This is a genomic window from Sorangium sp. So ce448 (genome assembly GCF_051520915.1).
Taxonomy (GTDB): domain Bacteria; phylum Myxococcota_A; class Polyangia; order Polyangiales; family Polyangiaceae; genus Sorangium; species Sorangium cellulosum_B.
The window spans coordinates 7,915,419-7,932,798 of sequence record NZ_CP150343.1; the positions used below are offsets into that span (position 1 = coordinate 7,915,419).

Consider the following 17,380-nt stretch of genomic DNA (forward strand, 5'->3'; position numbering starts at 1 on the left):
ACAAAGCATGATGCGTATCTCCAGGTAAAGTTGAAGCCGCGCGGCCAGACGCCGCACACGGAATCTTACAGCACCGCCACCATCGATGAAGTCGATGTCGGTGTCAAGCGCGATTGTGGGCTCCGGGCGTGGGAACGGGCGACGTGTGGTCGTCAGTAGTGCCAGGGATAACGCGTGAAATCCGGGCGGCGCTTCTCCAGGAAGGCGTCTCGGCCCTCCTTCGCCTCCTCCGTGCCGTAGGCGAGCCGCGTCGCCTCGCCGGCGAAGAGCTGCTGTCCGACGAGCCCCTCGTCAGGCAGGTTGAAGCCGTACTTCAGCATCCGCATCGCGGTCGGGCTCTTCGAGTTGATGATCGCGCCCCACCGCAGCGCCTCCTCCTCGAGATCCGCGTGAGGGACGACGGCGTTGACCATCCCCATCGCCGCCGCCTGCTCCGCCGTGTAATCGAGCCCGAGGAAGAAGATCTCCCGCGCCTTCTTCTGCCCGACCTGCCGCGCGAGCAGCGCCGAGCCATACCCGCTGTCGAAGCTCGCGACGTCCGGGTCCGTCTGCTTGAACATCGCGTGCTCGCGGCTCGCCAGCGTCATGTCGCAGACCACGTGGAGGCTGTGGCCGCCGCCCGCCGCCCAGCCGGGCACCACCGCGATGACGACCTTGGGCATGAACCGGATGAGCCGCTGCACCTCCAGGATGTGGAGCCGGCCGAGCCGCGCCGGGTCGGCCTGCCCCGCGCTCTCACCCTCGTACTTGTACCCGTCCTTCCCGCGGATGCGCTGATCGCCGCCGGAGCAGAACGCCCAGCCGCCGTCCTTCGGAGAAGGCCCATTGCCGGTGATCAGCACACAACCCACGTCCGACGTCGTGCGCGCGTGCTCGAGCGCGGTGTACAGCTCATCGACGGTGCGGGGACGAAACGCGTTGCGGACCTCGGGGCGGTTGAACGCGATGCGGACGGTGCCCTGGTCCACGGCGCGGTGGTAGGTGAGATCCTCGAACGAGAACCCATCGACCTCACGCCATCGCGCCGGGTTGAAAATCGCAGAGACGGTCATGGTCCACTCCTTTGGGGCGCGGACCGTACCTGCCTCATCGTGGGCTGGCAACCTCGGCGGCATGACAGTGGCGACCTCCGGGCGCGCGTGTTCGCCAGACCCGGGCGTCGCTTCTGCCGCAGCCGGCCCAGTACGCCCGCTAACGAGCCTCCCGATACCCTTGACACATAAGCCGTTCTCGTGGACAAGCAGGCTTCGACGCGCGGTGAGGTCGACGTCGCGCCGCCTGGGGAGTGCGCGTGCGCGCGCTGGCCAGGCGGCGCGCGAGGCGCTCGCCCGCGTTCGGACAGGAGAATCGCTGATGGCGGGCGGCCTCGACGGCGGGCGCGCTCTGCCTGCCCGCGAGGGGGGACGACATGGGCTTGAGCTATGAACGACTTTTCCAGGTCTCGTCAGGACTCCTGGCCACCGCGGACGCGCGTGGCTACTTCCGTGATCTGAGCGCTTCCTGGGAGCATGCCCTCGGCTGGTCCCTCGACGAGCTCAGGGCCAGGCCCTACATCGAGCTCGTCCACCCCGACGACCGCGAGGCCACGCTCGCCGAGGCCGCCGCCCTCTTCCAGGGTCGCGCGAACGGCCGGTTCGACAACCGTGTTGTGTGCAAGGACGGCTCGTACCGGTGGCTCGGCTGGACCGCCCGGGTGGACATGGACGAAGCGCCCTCGGAACGGCTCATGGTCGCCACGGCGCTCGACCTGACGAGCGACCGGGAGCGGACCGCGCAGCTCACGCAGGCGGCGGAGCTGACCACGGTCTACGAGAAGCTGTTCCGGGTGTCCGTGGGCCTGCTCGTGACCCTGGACGCAGAGGGGTACTTCCGCCACGCCAACCCGGCCTGGGAGCGCACCCTCGGCTGGTCCCCCTCGGAGATGATCGCGAAGCCGTTCATCGAGTTCGTCCACCCCGACGACCGCGAGGCCACGCTCGCCGAGGCCGCCGCGCTCTTCCAGGGCCACACGACCATCAAGTTCGACAACCGGTACGCGTGCAAGGACGGCTCCTACAGGTGGCTCGCGTGGACGGCTCACCTGGACGCGGCCGAGGAGCCGTCGCGCCGCCTCGTCTATGGCACCGCCCACGACGTCACGCCGTACAGGGAGCTGCTCGACAAGCTCGAGCGGACGCTCGCGCGGCTCCGCGACACGATGCAGGCGATGTCGACGCCGCTCATCCCGATCACCGATCGCATCATGGTCATGCCCCTCGTGGGCCAGATGGACTCGGAGCGGATCGATCAGGTGATGTCGGCCGCGCTCGCTGGAGTCCAGTCCACCCAGGCTCAGGCGGTCATCCTCGACGTGACAGGGCTCAAGGAGATCGACACGCGGGTCGCCGCCGGCCTCGTCGACACCGCGAAGGCGCTGCAGCTGCTCGGCGCACGGACGATCCTGACCGGCATCCGGCCAGCGGTGGCGCAGACGCTCGTCGGGCTCTCGCTCGATCTGGCGGGCCTCCTGACCAAGAGCACGCTCCAGAGCGCCATCGCCTTTGCGCTGCAAAGCGACAAGGGCGCGCCACGGGCCCTCGCCCAGTAAAAGCGTCGGAAACGTGCCGGCGCGCGGCGGCGGAGCGGCCGACCGCGCGGGGCGGGTGCGCGCGCCGGGGGGGCTGGTGTATAAGGCCGCGTGGTGTGCGTTCGTGTCCCCGGAGGTCGCATGTCGCTCGGCCAAGGTTCGGTCGCAAGGGCCTGCTGCGCGGCCATCGCGCTGCTCACCGCCGTGTCGGCCTGCTCGACCAGGGTGCGGAGGTTCGGAGACGACGACGCCGGCGGCGGCGGGAGCGCCTCGGCGTCGAGCGCCGGCGGCGGCTCTGCCTCGAGCGGCGGGAGCGCCGGTGAGGGCGGCTCTGCCTCGAGCGCCGGCGGCGGCTCTGCGTCGAGCGGCGGGAGCGGATGCGAGCCCGGTCGCCAGGAGGCCTGTTACGGTGGTCCGCCCGCCACGTTGAACCGCGGAGCCTGCCGCGCCGGCGTGAAGATCTGCGACGAGGAAGGGAACGGGTTCGGCCCGTGCGCCGGAGAGGTGCTGCCCGCCGCCGAGCGCTGCGACACCGCCGAGGACGAGGACTGCGACGGCGCGAGCAACAAGGGGTGCGCCTACCGCCGGTGCGCCGACGTCCCCCGCGGCCTGCCGAGCGGCGTGTACACCCTCGATCTGGACGGAGCCGGCGGAGATCCCGAGTTCCCCGTGGTGTGCGATCTGGAGACGGACGGAGGAGGGTGGGCGCTCGTCTACAACAGCGTCGGTTCGGCGGAGGGAACGACGCTGTCGTTCTGGGACATCCCGTACGCCAAGCGGCTCGGGACCAAGGGCGAGCCGGCGCTCGAGCGGAACTTCTACAGGGGCTCCCTCTACCTCGTCGGCCGGGAGTACCGCGACGAGATCGCGGATATCAAGGGCACGGTCGCGGAGGTCATGCGGGCGACCGCCGAGGGCATCGACACGACGACCATGAAGCTCCTCCGCCCCCTGCACGTCTCCGGGGACGCCGACGTCTTCTTCTCCCATTTCCTCTCGGGGTGGTCGTCGGGCGATCACGACGGCGACACTGCCCCGGATAATAACTGCGCCGTCGCAGCCCTGAACGTCACGCAGCACTACGCGCAGTGCTGGGAATACAACCTCGGAGCGGACGGGGACGCACCGTTCGACGACGGCGGCTGGGGTCCCCACGTCGGCACGCACATCGCGGATCAGGCCGGGCTCGCGAACGACAATACGCGGTATACCCGGGTGCGGCGAATCTCTCGCTGGACACGGTGGTGAGCCGGGCCCTCAGGCGTACCTCCGCGCGTACCTCCGCGCGTGCCCCCGCGCGTACCTTCGCGGATTTCGTGACAAATTCCGGGAGGCTCGGGTATGCTGCCCCGGCCATGCGCTTCTATGCACTGACTTTTTTGACGCTCTTCGCGAGCCTCTGCCTGGCGAGCTGCTGGAACAACGGCGGCTGCGTGGAGGGCGACGCGTGCGAGTGCTCCCAGGGTGACGAGTGTTACCTCGGCTGCGACGGTGACAATTGCGACCAGCGCTGCTTCCAGATGAATCGCTGCGGCGCCGTCTGCGAGCACGGGTGCTCGTTCGAGTGCTTCGACGTCGACGAGTGCTCGGCTTCCTGTGGAGACGACTGCGATCTGCGGTGCCATAACACGACGGCGTGCGGGGCTATCTGCGATCGCGACTGCCGGTACGAATGTCACGACACGAGCCGGTGCGGCGTCAGCGTCGGCTCGGGCAGCGTCGTGACCTGCCGGAACGTGGCGACCTGCGAGGTCGAGTGCCGGGGCTCATGCGAGGTGTTCTGCGACAACGTGGGCGGCGAGTGCCGCGTCACCTGCCCCGGCGGCGAGGCTGCGGTCATGTGCCCGAACGGCTCGCGCTCGTGCGGCGGATGCTGAGGAGACCGAGACCGATGCAGAGAGCGATGACATCGCAGCTTCGCGCGCCGCGCCTCATGGCCGCCGCGCTCTCGTTCGCGGCGCTGACGATCGGTTGGACCGAGGTCGGCGAGGCGCAGATGACGATCAAGCGCCCCGGCGATCGCCCCGACTACAAGGTCGAGCTGGAGCCGCACCTCCTCCTCACGCCGTTCGAGCCGCTCGGCGGCCCCGGCGCCGGGAACGGCCTTGGCGCCGGGCTCCGCGCCACCATCGACATCGCGCCCGACGGCTTCATCAAGCGCATCAACGACTCGGTCGGGCTCGGCTTTGGCCTTGACGGCATCCACTACGGAGGAGACGGGGACTACCGCGGGGAGTGCACCCGCTTCGAGAACGGGCCCGCGGGCACGCGTATCTGCACCGAGGTCGACCGGTACGGGGGGCCCTCGGACTACGTGTTCGGCTCGGTCGTGATGCAGTGGAACTTCTGGCTCCACCGGAGGTGGTCGGTCTTCGGCGAGCCGGGCCTGTCGCTGTATCTCGGCGACGTGGGCCGCAACGGGGTCTTCGGGGTCTCACCGGCCCTGTTCGTCGGCGGGCGCTTCCACTTCACGGAGAAGGTGACGCTCACGATGCGGCTCGGATACCCCGCGTTCTCGGTGGGCGTCTCGTTCCTCCTGTGAATTTCGCGCGCTCGCGGACACCCGTGTCGCGCGCCCCCGCGCCCCTCCCTCCCGTAGAGCGCCTCCTCGCCGCTTCCCCGCGAGGCCGGCCGACCTGATATCCTGCGCCGCATGCCGGAGACGCCGCGATCCGAAGAGACGCTCGGCTCGGCCTTGATCGAGGACCTCACGGTCCCGAGGCTCGGCGCGCCGGCCGCTCCGCTCATGGAGGAGCTCTCGAGCTCGGCGCTCACCGAGGACATCGAGGCGATCGAGGCGGCGGCGGCCGGGAGCGCGGGCGGCGATCCGCTGATCGGGAGCCTGATCTCGGGGCGCTACCGCGTCGAGGAGCTCATCGGGGAGGGCGGGATGGGCGCCGTCTACCGCGGCGAGCAGGTGCACCTCCGCAAGCAGGTCGCGATCAAGCTGCTCCGGCCCCTCGCCCGGCGGATGCCGGAGCTCGTGGTGCGGTTCGAGCGCGAGGCCGTCGCGGGAGCGCACATCCGGCACCCGAACGTCGTCGCCGCCATCGATTTCGGTCAGCTGGACGACGCGTCGTTCTTCCTGATCCTCGAGTACGTCGAGGGCACGCCGCTCAAGGAGGCGATCTCGGGGGGACGGCTCCCGCCCGCGCGGGCGCTCCGCATCGCGCGTCAGATCGCGTCGGCGCTCGCGGCGGCGCACGAGAAGGGCATCGTCCACCGCGACGTGAAGCCCCAGAACGTCCTGCTCGACGCGCACGATCAGGTCAGGCTCATCGATTTCGGGCTCGCGAAGGTGAACGTCGATCTCCTGTCCAGCCAGAGCCGCAAGACGGCGACGCCGAGCCCCGCCCTGACCAGCGCCGGCGAGGTCTTCGGCACGCTCGCGTACCTCGCGCCGGAGGCGCTGCGCGGGATGGACGCGGTGGACGCGCGCGCGGATCTGTACGCGCTCGGGCTCGTGCTCTACGAGATGCTCACCGGACAGCACCCCTTCGACACGAAGAACGTGGTGGAGCGGCTCAAGCAGCAGGGGCCGGGAGGGCCGCCGGCCCTCCGCGCGCGCGCTCCGGATCTGGAGGTGCCGTACGAGGTCCAGCAGGCCGTGATGCGGCTCATGGAACACGATCCGTCGTTCCGCTTCCAGACGGCGGCCGACGCGATCGCGGCGCTCGATGAGGGGCTCGCGGCGCTCGCTCGCTCGGCGGCGCCGCCGGCGCCGGCAGGGGGCGGGATCGCCGCGGCTGGGCAGGCCCCGCCGGGCGGGACCATCGCGGCGGGCGGGGCCGCCGATCAGGCTGCGAAGGCGGCGCCCAGGGCTCAGGCGCCGTCTGCCTGGCCGGGGCCCCGGGCGACCTTGCTCGCGCGCGCACACCGCGGGCCCACGGCCTCGGCGCGCTGGGTGCCCGTCGCGGCGGCGCTCTCGGCCCTGGCGGCGCTCGCGATCGGCGTCGCGCTCTGGCTCGTCGTCCGGCGGCCCGCGGCGACCACGGAGGCGCCGGCCGTCGCCTCCGTCGAGCCCCCGCCGGCGCCGGCAGCGCCGCCCCCTCCGGCGAGCGCGGCGCCCGAGGACGACGCCCGCGGCGCCCCGAGCCCGCGCGCGCAGCTCAGCCGGGCGGTGGCGACAAGGAACTGGGTGCTCGGGGCGCGCTCGCTCCTGGCCCTCGCGGAGGCCGATCCGGAGCTCGCCCTGAGCCGGGGCCTGCGCGAAGAGGTGCTCTCCACCGTGGCGGGCATCGGGTTCGAGGAAGACAACCCGGCGGCGGACGAGGTCTTCGACCTGCTCACGAACCGGCTCGGCAGCGGCGGGCTGGACGTGCTGCTCGACCTCGTGCGCGCGCGCGGAGGCACCAAGGCGGCCCGGCGCGCCAGCGAGATCCTGGCCCGGCCCGAGGTGATGGCGCGCGCGACCCCCGCGCTCCGCGTCCTCTTCGCGTTCCGCAGGGCCAGCTGCGGCGGCAAGCGGGCGCTCTTCGGCCGCGCCGCGGCCGAGGGGGACGAGCGCATGCTCTTCGAGCTCCAGGTGCTGCACGGCGCGCGGTGCAGGCGGACCGATCCGTGCTGCTTCCGCGACGACAAGGCGATCGCCGACGCGATTCAGCAGCTGAAGACGCGCCTCGGGACGTGACCGGCGCGCGCGGCGCGCCTCCTCTCCGCCGGGCCCCGCCGCGGTGCCGCCGCTCAGAGCAGGCCGCAGCCGTTGTAGAGCGGCAGGAGATCGCTGTCGCGCACCTCGCTCCGGATCGTCTCCGAGTAGCTCGGCCCGAGCAGCGATCCCAGGAGCGGCCCGAGCAGCGGCAGCGTGTGGCACGTCTGGTTGCCGGTGACGTCCTCCAGGCAGGTCAGGTCGCAGAGCCCCAGGAAGGCGATACCGCACGTCGGCACGTGGCCACAGAGCCGCTCCAGCGAGAGCAGGCTGAGATCGAGCGGGCAGCTCAGCGAGAGCGCCGAGAGCTCCCCCGTGAGATCGGGATCGATGCAGGCATAGCCGGCGATGGCCCCGGAAAGGAACGCGTTCCCGTACATCGTGGCGTCGTGGACGACGAACTCCGTGTAGGGCTCCTCGTTCAAGGGGCCATCGAGCGCCGGGTGGCTGCCCTGCGGCAAGAACTCCACATGCTCGCCGGTGCCGTTCAGGTGCTGGAAGATGCACGCCGAGACCCAGCGCTGCTCCGAGGAGGTGAGGGCACGCTCGGTCCATGCGGGCGCGAACCCGAAGGAGCCGTGGAACGCACGGCCGTCCGGACCGTGGACGACCTGGTCAGAGGACAGCGCGCAGCGCACGGTGTAGTCGAGCACGCTCTTTCCGCCGGAGGTGCCGAGCAGCGCCGTCGGGGCCACGACGTCGTTGGCGCCGGCGAGCGCGCGCTGGCCGAGCGCGCGGAGCGCCGTGCGGTTCTCCGGCGCCCAGAAGTCGCTGGGGAGCAGGCCGTTGCATCCGATGGGCACCGCAGTGCTCCGTATTGGCAGCTCCGCCGTCTCGACGGGGTCGGTGTCGGACGGGGCGTCGGGGCCGGTGTCCGACGAGGCGGCGCATCCCGCGGTGAACACACAGGCGCCAAGGAGACCAATGGCGATGAAACGGGTCGATAACATTCAGCTCTCCTCCGGGGTGGTCGCGCAGCCAGGCACAGGGCCAGGTTCAGACATCGACCAGCAATATCGATCTTTCTTAAATTGGCAGTCTCCCATCTTCCAGGAAGGCGCGCAATGCTGAAAATCGACACACGGTGGTGGTGTGAAAGGGCTGCGTGAAAGGGTCGTGGGAAAGTACGGACTCGCCTGAGCACGACACGGAACAAACCTTATCGCGACAGGCTCCCATCAGTCCGGCACGGCTGGATGAGCGTCCGGAGCCCGCGCCCGCGACGGCTCGGCCAACCCGCGCTCCAGCTCGACGAAGCGGGACAGCCACAGGGGGCTCTCCCCGCGGTGCTCCCGCGCGCTCGCGAGCGCCTCCTCCGCTTCACGCAGGTGTCCGCGACGGAGCGCCATGCGAGCACGCCAGTAAAGGAACATCAGCGTCTGCTCGGCGATCGACTGGTCTTTCACCAGCCGGATCGCTTCTCCCCACGCGAGGGACGACGGAGGCGCCGGCCGGAGCCCGACCTCGGAGAGCACGAGCTCGAGCAAGCTGAACTCCGTGAGGTCGCCCGGCTCGAGGGCGCAGGATCGCTGGATCCACTGGACCAGCTGGCTGGCCTGCTCGTACTCGTCGAGCGCGAGGTGGATCTGCGCGAGCAGCATCGCCGTCTGGGGCATCGGGCGCTCGGAGGCCTGCTCTTCGAGCCACCGGGCGCGCCGCAGGAGCGCGAGCGCCTCGCGCTGCCTGTCGCTCCAGTGGAGCAGCACGGCGACGTTGTACGACGCCATCTTCTCCAGCCACGGATTGCCGATCTCGCGCGCGAGATCGACGGCGCGGCGCAGGTCGCCGACCGCGCCCGGCAGCGACCACCGCCAGGCCCACAGCGCGATGCGGTTGATGTACGCCCCGCAGAGGTGAAACCGATCGCCGGCCGCCGTGACCAGGGCGATCAGGTCCCCGGAGGCGCGCTCGGCCTCGTCGCGGCGACCCGCGCTCGCGAGCTGGAACGACAGCATGATCAGGGCAAGGACGCGCGCGTCGTAGTCTCCCGACGCCGCGGCGCGATCGGCGCACGCTGTGAGCTCCGCGATGGCCTCCTCGGTCCTCCCCCGCCGCCACGCGGTGCGGGCCTCGGCGACCCGGAGGCGCAGCGCGAGCTCGGGCGAGGCCTGCGCGTACGTGTCGACGAGCGGCCGCGCCTCCTCCACCCGGCGCGCCGAGGCCTCGAACTCGAAGGCCCAGTCGAGCGCGGTCGCGTCCTCGAGCAGCAGGCCCGCCCTCGCCTGCGCGTCGCCGAGCGCCTCGGCCAGCGCGAGCGCGTCGCCGAAATCGCTGCGCGCCTCCCGGACGCGGCACATCCGGTACCGGCTCCTGCCACGGCCCGCGAGCGCGCGCGCGCGCCGGGGCGCGTCGCCCTGCTCGGCGATCTGGAGCGCGGCGTCGTAGCGCCGATCCGCCTCGACGGCGTCGTGCCGCGCGGACGCGAGATCGCCGAGCGCGAGGTAGGCGTCGGCCGCCTCGGCGTGCTCGCCGCACACGGCCGCGTGGCGCGCGAGCGCGCGGAGGCCGCCGGTCGAGCCGGCCGCCACCTGCGCCCGCCAGTACGCGAGGGCGCTCCGGTGGATCGCGGCGCGGTGCGCCGGGTCGAGCATCCCGTAGACCGCCTCCTGGAGGACCGCGTTCTGGAACGCGTGCCGGCCGTCCTCGCCGCCGCCGCGGCCGTCGCCGTCGCCGTCGCGCAGCAGGATCCGCCGCTCGACCAGGGCCGCGAGCCCGAAGCCCGCGTCGACCATCGCTCCGGCGCCGCCCGCGCGCTCCAGGCCGTCGAGCACCGCCTCGAGCTCGGCGCGATCGAACGACATGCCGAGCGCCGAGCAGACCCGGGCGCACGTCGCGAGCTCCGGCGGCAGATCGTCGAGCCTCTGCGCCGCGAGCCATTGCCACGCCGGCGCTGGCGGCAGCGCCTCGACCTCCGCGGTCGCCACGTAGGAGCCGCCGCCGGCGCGCCGGCGCACGACGCCCGCGCGCTTCAGCGAGCGGACGATCTGCCGCAGGCAATCCGGGTTGCCGCCCGCCCAGTCGGCGAGCCGGCGGAGGATCTCCGCCGGCGGGTACTCGGCCGGCAAGAGCAGGCGCGAGGCGAGATCCATCGCCGCCTCCTCGGCGAGGGGCGCGAGCGTCACGCGGGTGTGGCGCTGGTTGCGCTGGCCCCAGCTGGGACGGGCCTGCTCGAAGCGAGGGCGCGCGGTCACGACCACCCAGAGGGGGGTGCCCTCGCCGTCGAGCGTGGCGTACTCGAGCGCGTCGAGCAGCACGTCGTCCGCCTGGTCGGCGTCGTCGAGGATCACGGCGAGGGGGCCGCGGCGCGCCCCGCGGCGGAGCGCCTCGGCGAGCGCCAGCATCAGGCCGTTGCGGGCCTCCCCGGACAGGCGCCCCCCGCGGGGCCCCGCCCAGCCGAGCGCCGCGGCGACGGCCTCCCACGTCGCGCCGCCGAGCGTCTCGCCGAGCCGCTCCACGCAGAACTGCCGCGGGTCTCCGGGGCTCTCCCGCGGCGCGTCGAGCGCGACGCAGAGGAGCGCGCGCACGGCCTGCGCGGCGCCGCCGTGGATGGGGTGGAGCGCGCGCGCGGCCACCACGCGCACGTCCGGGACCGGCACGCCGGCGATGCTGGCCGCCTCGGCCGCGAGGCGCGTCTTGCCCAGACCGGCGTCGCCGATGAGCGTGAACAGGCCGGGGCACGTCCCGTCGAAGGCGTCGGTCACGCTGGCCGCGAGCGCCGAGAGCACGTCGTCGCGGCCGAGCAGCGCCGGCTCGCGCAGGCCCTCCGGGTCGCCCGGCGGCGTGGGGGCGAGCTCGTCGTCGGGCAGCGCGCGCTCGAACTCCTCGGTCATCGCGAGCCCGCCCCAGGGCTCGGCCGGCAACCACGCCTCGGGGCGCTCGATCGGCGCCCCGTAGGCGGCGTGCAGCCCGCCGGCGATCCTGCGCAGGCGCACGCTGGCGAGGTGCAGCGCCACGCGCACGCCGCCGCTCAGCGCGAGATCGCGCGCCGCGGCCAGCGCTGCGCGGGCCGGATCGTCGATGTCCCTCGCGGAGAACACGGCGAGGCAGCGCTGCCCCCGCTGCCGCGCGACGAACCCCCGGCGGCCGCCGATCGCCGCGATCACCGGCCCGGCGCCGCCCTCCGCGAAGAGCAGCGCGACCGGCTGCCGCCCCTCGGCGACGGCCGCCGCGGCGCCGTCGTCCTGCCGCTGCGATCGCGGCGCGGACGGAGGCGGGATCGAGTCGGAGCGAGGCCGCGCGCGCAAGGCGTGCAGGGTGAGCCGGAGCGCGGCGGCGCTGTCCGGGCGGCGGCTCGGGTCCTTGGCGAGGCAGGCGAGCGTCAGCGCCTCCAGCCCCTCGGGGACGTCCGCGAAATCGCTCGGGCGCGGCGGGCGCAGCGCCAGGTGGCCGTGCTCGACGGCCGTCTCGCCGCCGACGAACGGCGGGCGCAGGGTGAGCAGCTCGAACAGGATCACGCCGAACGCATAGATGTCCGCGCGCGCGTCGATCCGCGCGGCGTCGCCCCGGAGCTGCTCCGGAGCCATGTACTCCGGCGTCCCCACGATGTCGCCGGCGCGCGTCACGCCGGCGGACACCGCCGGCGGCTCGCCGCCTTCGGCGAGCCGCGCCAGACCGAAATCGAGCAGCGCCGCGCGCCCGCTCGAGGCGAGGAGGAAGAGGTTCTCCGGCTTGAGATCGCGGTGGATGACGCCGCGCGCGTGCGCCGCCTCGATCACGGTGAGGATCGCGTCCGCGCGCCCGGCGGCGAGCTCCGGATCGAGCGGCGCGCGCAGCGCCGCCAGCTCCTCGGCGAGGGTCTGGCCGAAGAGCCTCTCCATCACGAGATAGGGCCGCCCCCCGGGGAGCTCGCCGCAGGCGACGAGCTGCGGAGCGTGCGGCACGCCGACGCGCTCGAGCAGCGCGGCCTCCCGCCGGAACCGCTCGCGCAGGTTCCACGCCGCGTGCCCTCCTACCTTGATGGCGACCGGCGCTCCATCGCAGTCCCGCTGCGCGGCCCAGACGTCGGAGAAGCCGCCATGTCCGAGCGGACCGAGCAGCGAGAAGCCCTCGATCACCGGCGCCGCGCGCTCCACGATGTCACGCTCACCGGGCGGCGGGATAAAGCCATCTCTGACGCACGGAGCGCCAGCGGCGAGCCGCCCGTGACATACGGAGCAACGGTGCATGATTCGGGTTGCTTGCCGGCAGCCGGGATCGCATTCGATACCGGCTTACGCGTACTGTACTGCGCGAGCTCAGCAGTTGTCATTGAGGAAGTAAGCGGCTGTCGCATATCCCATGAAGACCCCTGGCCAGAACGATGAGCCTTTCCCCACCGCGCCGCCGGCCGACGCCCCCGCGGCGGGCGAGCCGCCGCTCGCCACGTCGCGGACATGGAAACAACACACGCCCGACACACGCGATCGCGAGGGAGCAGGTCCTGGCGCCCCGCGCGCCGAGGCGCTGCGGGCAGGCGAGTACCTCCTCGACGGCGTCATCGCCGAGGGTGGGTTCGGCGTGGTCCACCGCGCGGTGCACGCGGCGAGCAGGGCGCCGGCGGCGGTCAAGATCATGCACGCCGACCTGATCTCGCGCGCCGACGTGGTGCTCCGCTTCCAGCGGGAGGTGGACGCGATCGGGCGGATCCGGCACCCGAACGTCGTGGAGATCCTCGACGTGGGGCGGCTCGACGACGGGCGGCCCTACTACGCGATGGAGCTCCTTCAGGGCAGGAGCCTCGAGCAGCACCTGTTCGCGCGCGGCCGGCTCCCGGCGGACGAGGCGCTCGCGATCCTCGATCCGCTCTGCAGCGCGCTCGCCGCGGTCCACGCGCTCGGGATCATCCACCGCGACGTGAAACCTTCCAACGTGATCCTGTGCGAGCGGGGCGGGGAGCTCAGGGTGGTGCTGCTCGACTTCGGCATCGCGAAGCTGCTCGGCGCGACGGATCTCTCGCTCACGTCGTCACGGCACGTCGTGGGGACCCCGGCGTTCATGTCGCCCGAGCAGCTGCTCAACCGGCCTGTCGACATGCGGACCGACGTCTACGCGCTCGGCGCGCTGCTCTACACGATGATCGCGGGATCCATGCCGTTCCTGGCGACCACGTACCCGGTGCTGCGCCACCTGCACCTGCACCAGGCGCCGCCCCGCCCGAGCCTGCACGCCCCGGTCGACCCGGCGTTCGACGATATCGTCGTGCGGGCCATGAGCAAGGATCCCGCCGGCCGCCACCCGGACGTCGCCGCGTTCCTGGGCGACGTGCGGGCCGCGACGTCGCGGATCGCGCGGACCGGCGCGGTGGAGGCGGGGCACATCCGGCGCCTCGCCATCGGGCTGCTCGTCGAGGTCCTCGCCGAGGGCCGCGCGCTCGAGGCCCCCACCGACGCCTTCCTGGCCGAGTTCGAGGCCGTGGTCCCGGAGGCCGTGGCCGCGCTCGCGCCCTCGGGGTTCTCGCCGCTCGCGATCACGAGCACCAGCGTGCTGCTCGCGGCGGCCTTCCGGCGCGGCGAGCGCGGCACCGAGGAAGCGCGCCACGGCGCGATCGCGGCCGCCGTCGCGCTGCACACGCGGCTCGCCGGGCCGGGCCAGCGCGATCCAAGGATCAGCGTCCGCTTCTGCCTCCACGCCGGCGACGTGGTGCTCACCGAGGACGGCGCCCTGGTGGGCGGGAACCTCCTCGAGCTCTCCTCGTGCCTGTCGGAGACGGCGGAGCCGGGCGTGTACGCGTCGCCGGCGATGCTCGATGGCGTCGCCTTCTTGTCCCACCGGGTCTCGGGGGCCGCCGGCGCCACGATCCCGATGCGCCGCGTGTTCGTGCGGCCGCCGGGCCGCGCCGCGGCGCCCGCGTAGCGCCCCGGCGCTCGCGGGGCCGCGAGCGCCGGGCGCAGGATGGGTCAGCGGGCGGGCTTGACGAACTTGAGGGTCATGCGGTCGCTCTCGCCGATCGCGGCGTAGCGCGCGCGGTCCTTGTCGCCGAGCCGGAAGTTCGGCGGCAAGGTCCAGACCCCTTCCGGGTAGTCTTTCGTGTCCTTCGGATTCGCGTTGACCTCGGACTTGCCGCCGAGCTTGAAGCCCGCCGACTCGACCTTCTGGATCACCCACGCTTCCGGGAGATATCCCTGCTTCGCGCTCTCATCGGGGTTGGCGTCGGGCTTCGCCCGGTGCGCCACGATACCGAAGACGCCGCCCGGCTTGAGCGCCTTGAACGCCTCGGCGACGTAGGCGTCGAACTTGCCGTTCCGGTGCCAGCCGTGCGCCTCGCGAATGGCGATGACGAGATCGGCCTTGCCCTCGATCCCGAGCTTCGGGCTGTCGCGATCGATCACGACGACATCGACCTTGCCGAACAGCTCGGGTGACTTCTCGATCAGGCGCTTCACGCGCTTGCCGTAGAGCGTGTTGCGCGAGTCCGCGGGGCCGTTCGGATCGAACGACGTGATGATGAGCTTGCCCTTCTTCGCGAGCACCGGCGCGAGCAGCTCGGTGTACCAGCCCTCGCCGGCCCCGAGCTCGATGACCGTGCTCGTCTGCTTGAGGCCGAAGAACTCCAGGTTCTCGACCGGGTGCCGGGCGGCGTCGCGCTCGGCGTTGCCCGGGGCGCGGTGCTTCCCCTTGAGCGCCGCCCGCAGCGCGGCGCCCGCGCTCGGGTAGTTGGCCGCGATGAGCGCCTTGACCTCGGCCTTGAGCGCGTCGTCGAACCGCGCCGCCTCCGTGTCGGCCTTGGCCTCCATGGCCTTCGTGTCCTCGGCGAGCTTGGCGAGCTCCGCCTGCTTCTTCTCGGCTTCCGGGTCCGCCTTGGGCGTGGCCGGCTCGGGCTGCGCGACCGGCGCGGCGGCCGGCGGCGCCTGCGCGGGGGCCGGCGGCGGGGGCGGCGGGGCGCTCTCGACGGGCGGCGGGCTCCCCGCGCAGGCGGAGAGCGCGCCAGCGAGGACGAACAGCAAGGTCCTTGAAGTGATGTGCATGCGCGGTTGCGTAGACCGGAGGGACGACGGGCGCAAGACGTGGGCAGACGTGGCAAGACACAGCGAAACCACAGGGAAAACCGGCGAGGTTCCGCGTTGACCGGGCGGCGAGGCCAGGGTAGCGTACGCGGTCCCGGGGGGTGCTCGCACACTCACGCAGGTGGCCGATGCCGCTCAAGGTTCATAACACGCTCACGAGGAAGAAGGAGCCTTTCGTCTCCGCCCGGCCGAAGGTCGTGCGCATCTACACGTGCGGTCTCACGGTCTACGCACCGATGCACATCGGCCATGCGCGCACCTACTGCTTCTGGGACGTCTTCCGCCGCTACCTCGAGTACCGCGGCTATCACGTGCTGAGCATCATCAACTACACGGACATCGACGATCGCATCATGCAGCGCGCGAGCGAGCGCGAGGGCGCCGTCGACGTCGCCGAGCGGAACATCGCGGCGTTCCGGCGCGACTGCCGCAAGCTCCACATCAAGGACTACGCCGTCTACACGCGCGCCACCGACTTCGTCGACGAGCAGGTCGACATGGCGAAGCGCCTGATCGAGAAGGGCCACGCCTACACGGTGAACGGCGAGGTCTTCTACGAGGTCGGCACGTGGGGGTCCTACGGTGAGCTCTCGGGGCGCAAGGTCGACGAGCAGGAGGTCGGGGCGAGCGGCCGCGTCGAGGAGGACTTCGCTCGGAAGAGGCACCCGGCGGACTTCAGCCTCTGGAAGCCGACCGGCGCTGGCCAGCCGAGCTGGCGCACCGGCGAGGAGGGGTGGCCGACCGGACGCCCCGGCTGGCACATCGAGTGCTCGGCGATGAGCACGGCGCTCCTGGGCGACCATTTCGACGTCCACGGGGGCGGCATCGACAACATGTTCCCTCACCACGAGAACGAGATCGCGCAGAGCGAGCCGCTCTGCGGGCGGCCCTGGGTGCGCTACTGGCTGCACCCGGAGCACCTCGATCTCAAGGACATGAAGATGTCGAAGAGCCTCGGGAACGTCATCTCCATCGAGGAGCTCCTGTCGAGGCACGGGCACGACGAGGCGCGGTGGTTCTTCGTGACGCAGCATTACCGTTGCAAGCTCCCGTTCGGCTGGGAGCTGCTGCAGCAATCCGCTCAGGGCTATGCGCGCATCAAGAAGCTCGCGACGGTCCTCGCCGAGAAGCTGAGCGGCGCGACGGAGGCTGCCCTCGCCCCGGGCGCGTACGCATCGCAGCGACCCGAGGAAGAGCGATTCCCGAGGATGCGCCACCACTACGTTCACGGCCAGTTCGGGGAGCTCACCGAGCGGTTCATCGCGCGCTTCATCGAGGCGATGGACGACGACCTGAACACGCCGAACGCCGTGGCTGCATTTTTCGATTACGTGAGCGCGCTCTATTCGGCGGGGATCGAGCAGTGTGAGGACCGTCCCTCGCTGCTCGCGGTCTACCGGGCGATCGTGCGTCACCTCGCGGTGTTCGGGGTGGAGATCGCCGAGCCGGCGCTCTATCCGGAGCTCGTTCCGGACTACGCGCTCGCCCCTGCCGAGGGCGCCGCTGGGCGCGGGGGTGACGCCGCGATCGACCGGCTGATCGCGATGCGCCAGGAGGCCCGGAAGGCGAAGGACTTCGCCAAGGCGGACGCCATCCGCAACCTGCTGACCGAGGCAGGTGTCGTGCTGGAAGACACCCCCCGCGGACCCCGCTGGTCCTCCTCCTGAGGATCTCTCCTTCTGAGGAGCTCTCCCGCTTCGGATACGGGCCCATCTCGACGTTTTCGGTGCTCGGCGTACCGGAGTACGCCTCCGCGCCGAAAACGCCGATCTGGGCCCGTCTCCTGTGCGGGAGAGCTCCGCTAACGGGTGTATCAGAGGTCGGAGAACGAGCGGAGAGGATCGCGCGGCGGAAACTTGCCGGGGCGGGGAGCGGCGCGGTGGAGGGCGCGGGCTGGAGACGGCTGCAGCCCGGGATTCGGTCACGGGAGCTGCGGCGGCGCCAAAGGGCGGCGCGCTCCAGCCGTCACAACACGGGATGTCCGCGGCCCGCCTCCTTATAGGTCACGGCCACCTCCTTATAGAGAGGTGTCGGCATAGCGCGACGATGGCATAGCCCGACGGCGGCGCGGCGCGAGGCGTGGAGGAGGCGGCGCGGCGCGGCATATAGAAGCGGCGCAATGGATGACCGCGAGACGGCGGGGCTGCGGTCGGGGCGACGTGCGACGGGCGTGCGGCGGCGAGA

General features: G+C 72.0%; 11 protein-coding genes. 7 read left to right on the top strand and 4 right to left on the bottom strand.

Annotated elements, in window-relative coordinates:
- Positions 1 to 152: 152 nt before the first annotated feature.
- On the bottom strand, positions 153 to 1,052 hold the full coding sequence (locus WMF45_RS29845; protein ID WP_437708244.1) for a 1,4-dihydroxy-2-naphthoyl-CoA synthase: 900 nt from the start codon (positions 1,050 to 1,052) through the stop codon (positions 153 to 155).
- 356 nt (positions 1,053 to 1,408) lie between these two features.
- On the opposite strand from WMF45_RS29845, the gene WMF45_RS29850 reads away from it, so the two are divergent.
- From WMF45_RS29850 to WMF45_RS29870, 5 genes are all read left to right on the top strand, one after another.
- Positions 1,409 to 2,587 carry a PAS domain-containing protein gene (locus WMF45_RS29850; RefSeq protein WP_437708246.1) on the top strand — a complete coding sequence of 393 codons (1,179 nt, stop codon included), beginning with the start codon at positions 1,409 to 1,411 and terminating at the stop codon, positions 2,585 to 2,587.
- A gap of 120 nt (positions 2,588 to 2,707) precedes the next feature.
- On the top strand, positions 2,708 to 3,814 hold the full coding sequence (locus WMF45_RS29855) for a fibrinogen-like YCDxxxxGGGW domain-containing protein (protein WP_437708248.1): 1,107 nt from the start codon (positions 2,708 to 2,710) through the stop codon (positions 3,812 to 3,814).
- 107 nt (positions 3,815 to 3,921) lie between these two features.
- The gene (locus tag WMF45_RS29860) at positions 3,922 to 4,443 is read left to right on the top strand and encodes a hypothetical protein (RefSeq protein WP_437708250.1); all 522 of its coding nucleotides are present in this window, start codon (positions 3,922 to 3,924) and stop codon (positions 4,441 to 4,443) included.
- Between the two features lie 26 nt (positions 4,444 to 4,469).
- Complete coding sequence (locus WMF45_RS29865; protein WP_437708252.1) at positions 4,470 to 5,108, top strand: hypothetical protein; 639 nt, start codon at positions 4,470 to 4,472, stop codon at positions 5,106 to 5,108.
- A gap of 111 nt (positions 5,109 to 5,219) precedes the next feature.
- The gene (locus WMF45_RS29870; protein WP_437708254.1) at positions 5,220 to 7,196 is read left to right on the top strand and encodes a protein kinase domain-containing protein; all 1,977 of its coding nucleotides are present in this window, start codon (positions 5,220 to 5,222) and stop codon (positions 7,194 to 7,196) included.
- Positions 7,197 to 7,249: 53 nt separating this feature from the next.
- Here the strand turns inward: WMF45_RS29870 and WMF45_RS29875 are convergent, their stop codons facing one another.
- Both WMF45_RS29875 and WMF45_RS29880 read right to left on the bottom strand, forming a co-directional pair.
- On the bottom strand, positions 7,250 to 8,164 hold the full coding sequence (locus tag WMF45_RS29875) for a hypothetical protein (protein WP_437708256.1): 915 nt from the start codon (positions 8,162 to 8,164) through the stop codon (positions 7,250 to 7,252).
- Between the two features lie 228 nt (positions 8,165 to 8,392).
- Entirely contained in the window at positions 8,393 to 12,286 is a 3,894-nt protein-coding gene (locus WMF45_RS29880; RefSeq protein ID WP_437708258.1) for a protein kinase domain-containing protein, read from the bottom strand.
- Between the two features lie 205 nt (positions 12,287 to 12,491).
- On the opposite strand from WMF45_RS29880, the gene WMF45_RS29885 reads away from it, so the two are divergent.
- Positions 12,492 to 14,045 (top strand): serine/threonine-protein kinase, encoded by a 1,554-nt coding sequence (locus tag WMF45_RS29885; RefSeq protein ID WP_437708260.1) that lies wholly within the window; start codon positions 12,492 to 12,494, stop codon positions 14,043 to 14,045.
- 44 nt (positions 14,046 to 14,089) lie between these two features.
- Here WMF45_RS29885 and WMF45_RS29890 read toward each other — a convergent pair whose 3' ends face one another.
- Complete coding sequence (locus WMF45_RS29890; protein WP_437708262.1) at positions 14,090 to 15,157, bottom strand: class I SAM-dependent methyltransferase; 1,068 nt, start codon at positions 15,155 to 15,157, stop codon at positions 14,090 to 14,092.
- A 167-nt stretch (positions 15,158 to 15,324) separates the two neighbouring features.
- Between WMF45_RS29890 and cysS the strand changes: the two genes are divergently transcribed.
- The gene (gene cysS / locus WMF45_RS29895) at positions 15,325 to 16,863 is read left to right on the top strand and encodes a cysteine--tRNA ligase (protein WP_437708264.1); all 1,539 of its coding nucleotides are present in this window, start codon (positions 15,325 to 15,327) and stop codon (positions 16,861 to 16,863) included.
- The last annotated feature ends 517 nt before the right edge of the window (positions 16,864 to 17,380 follow it).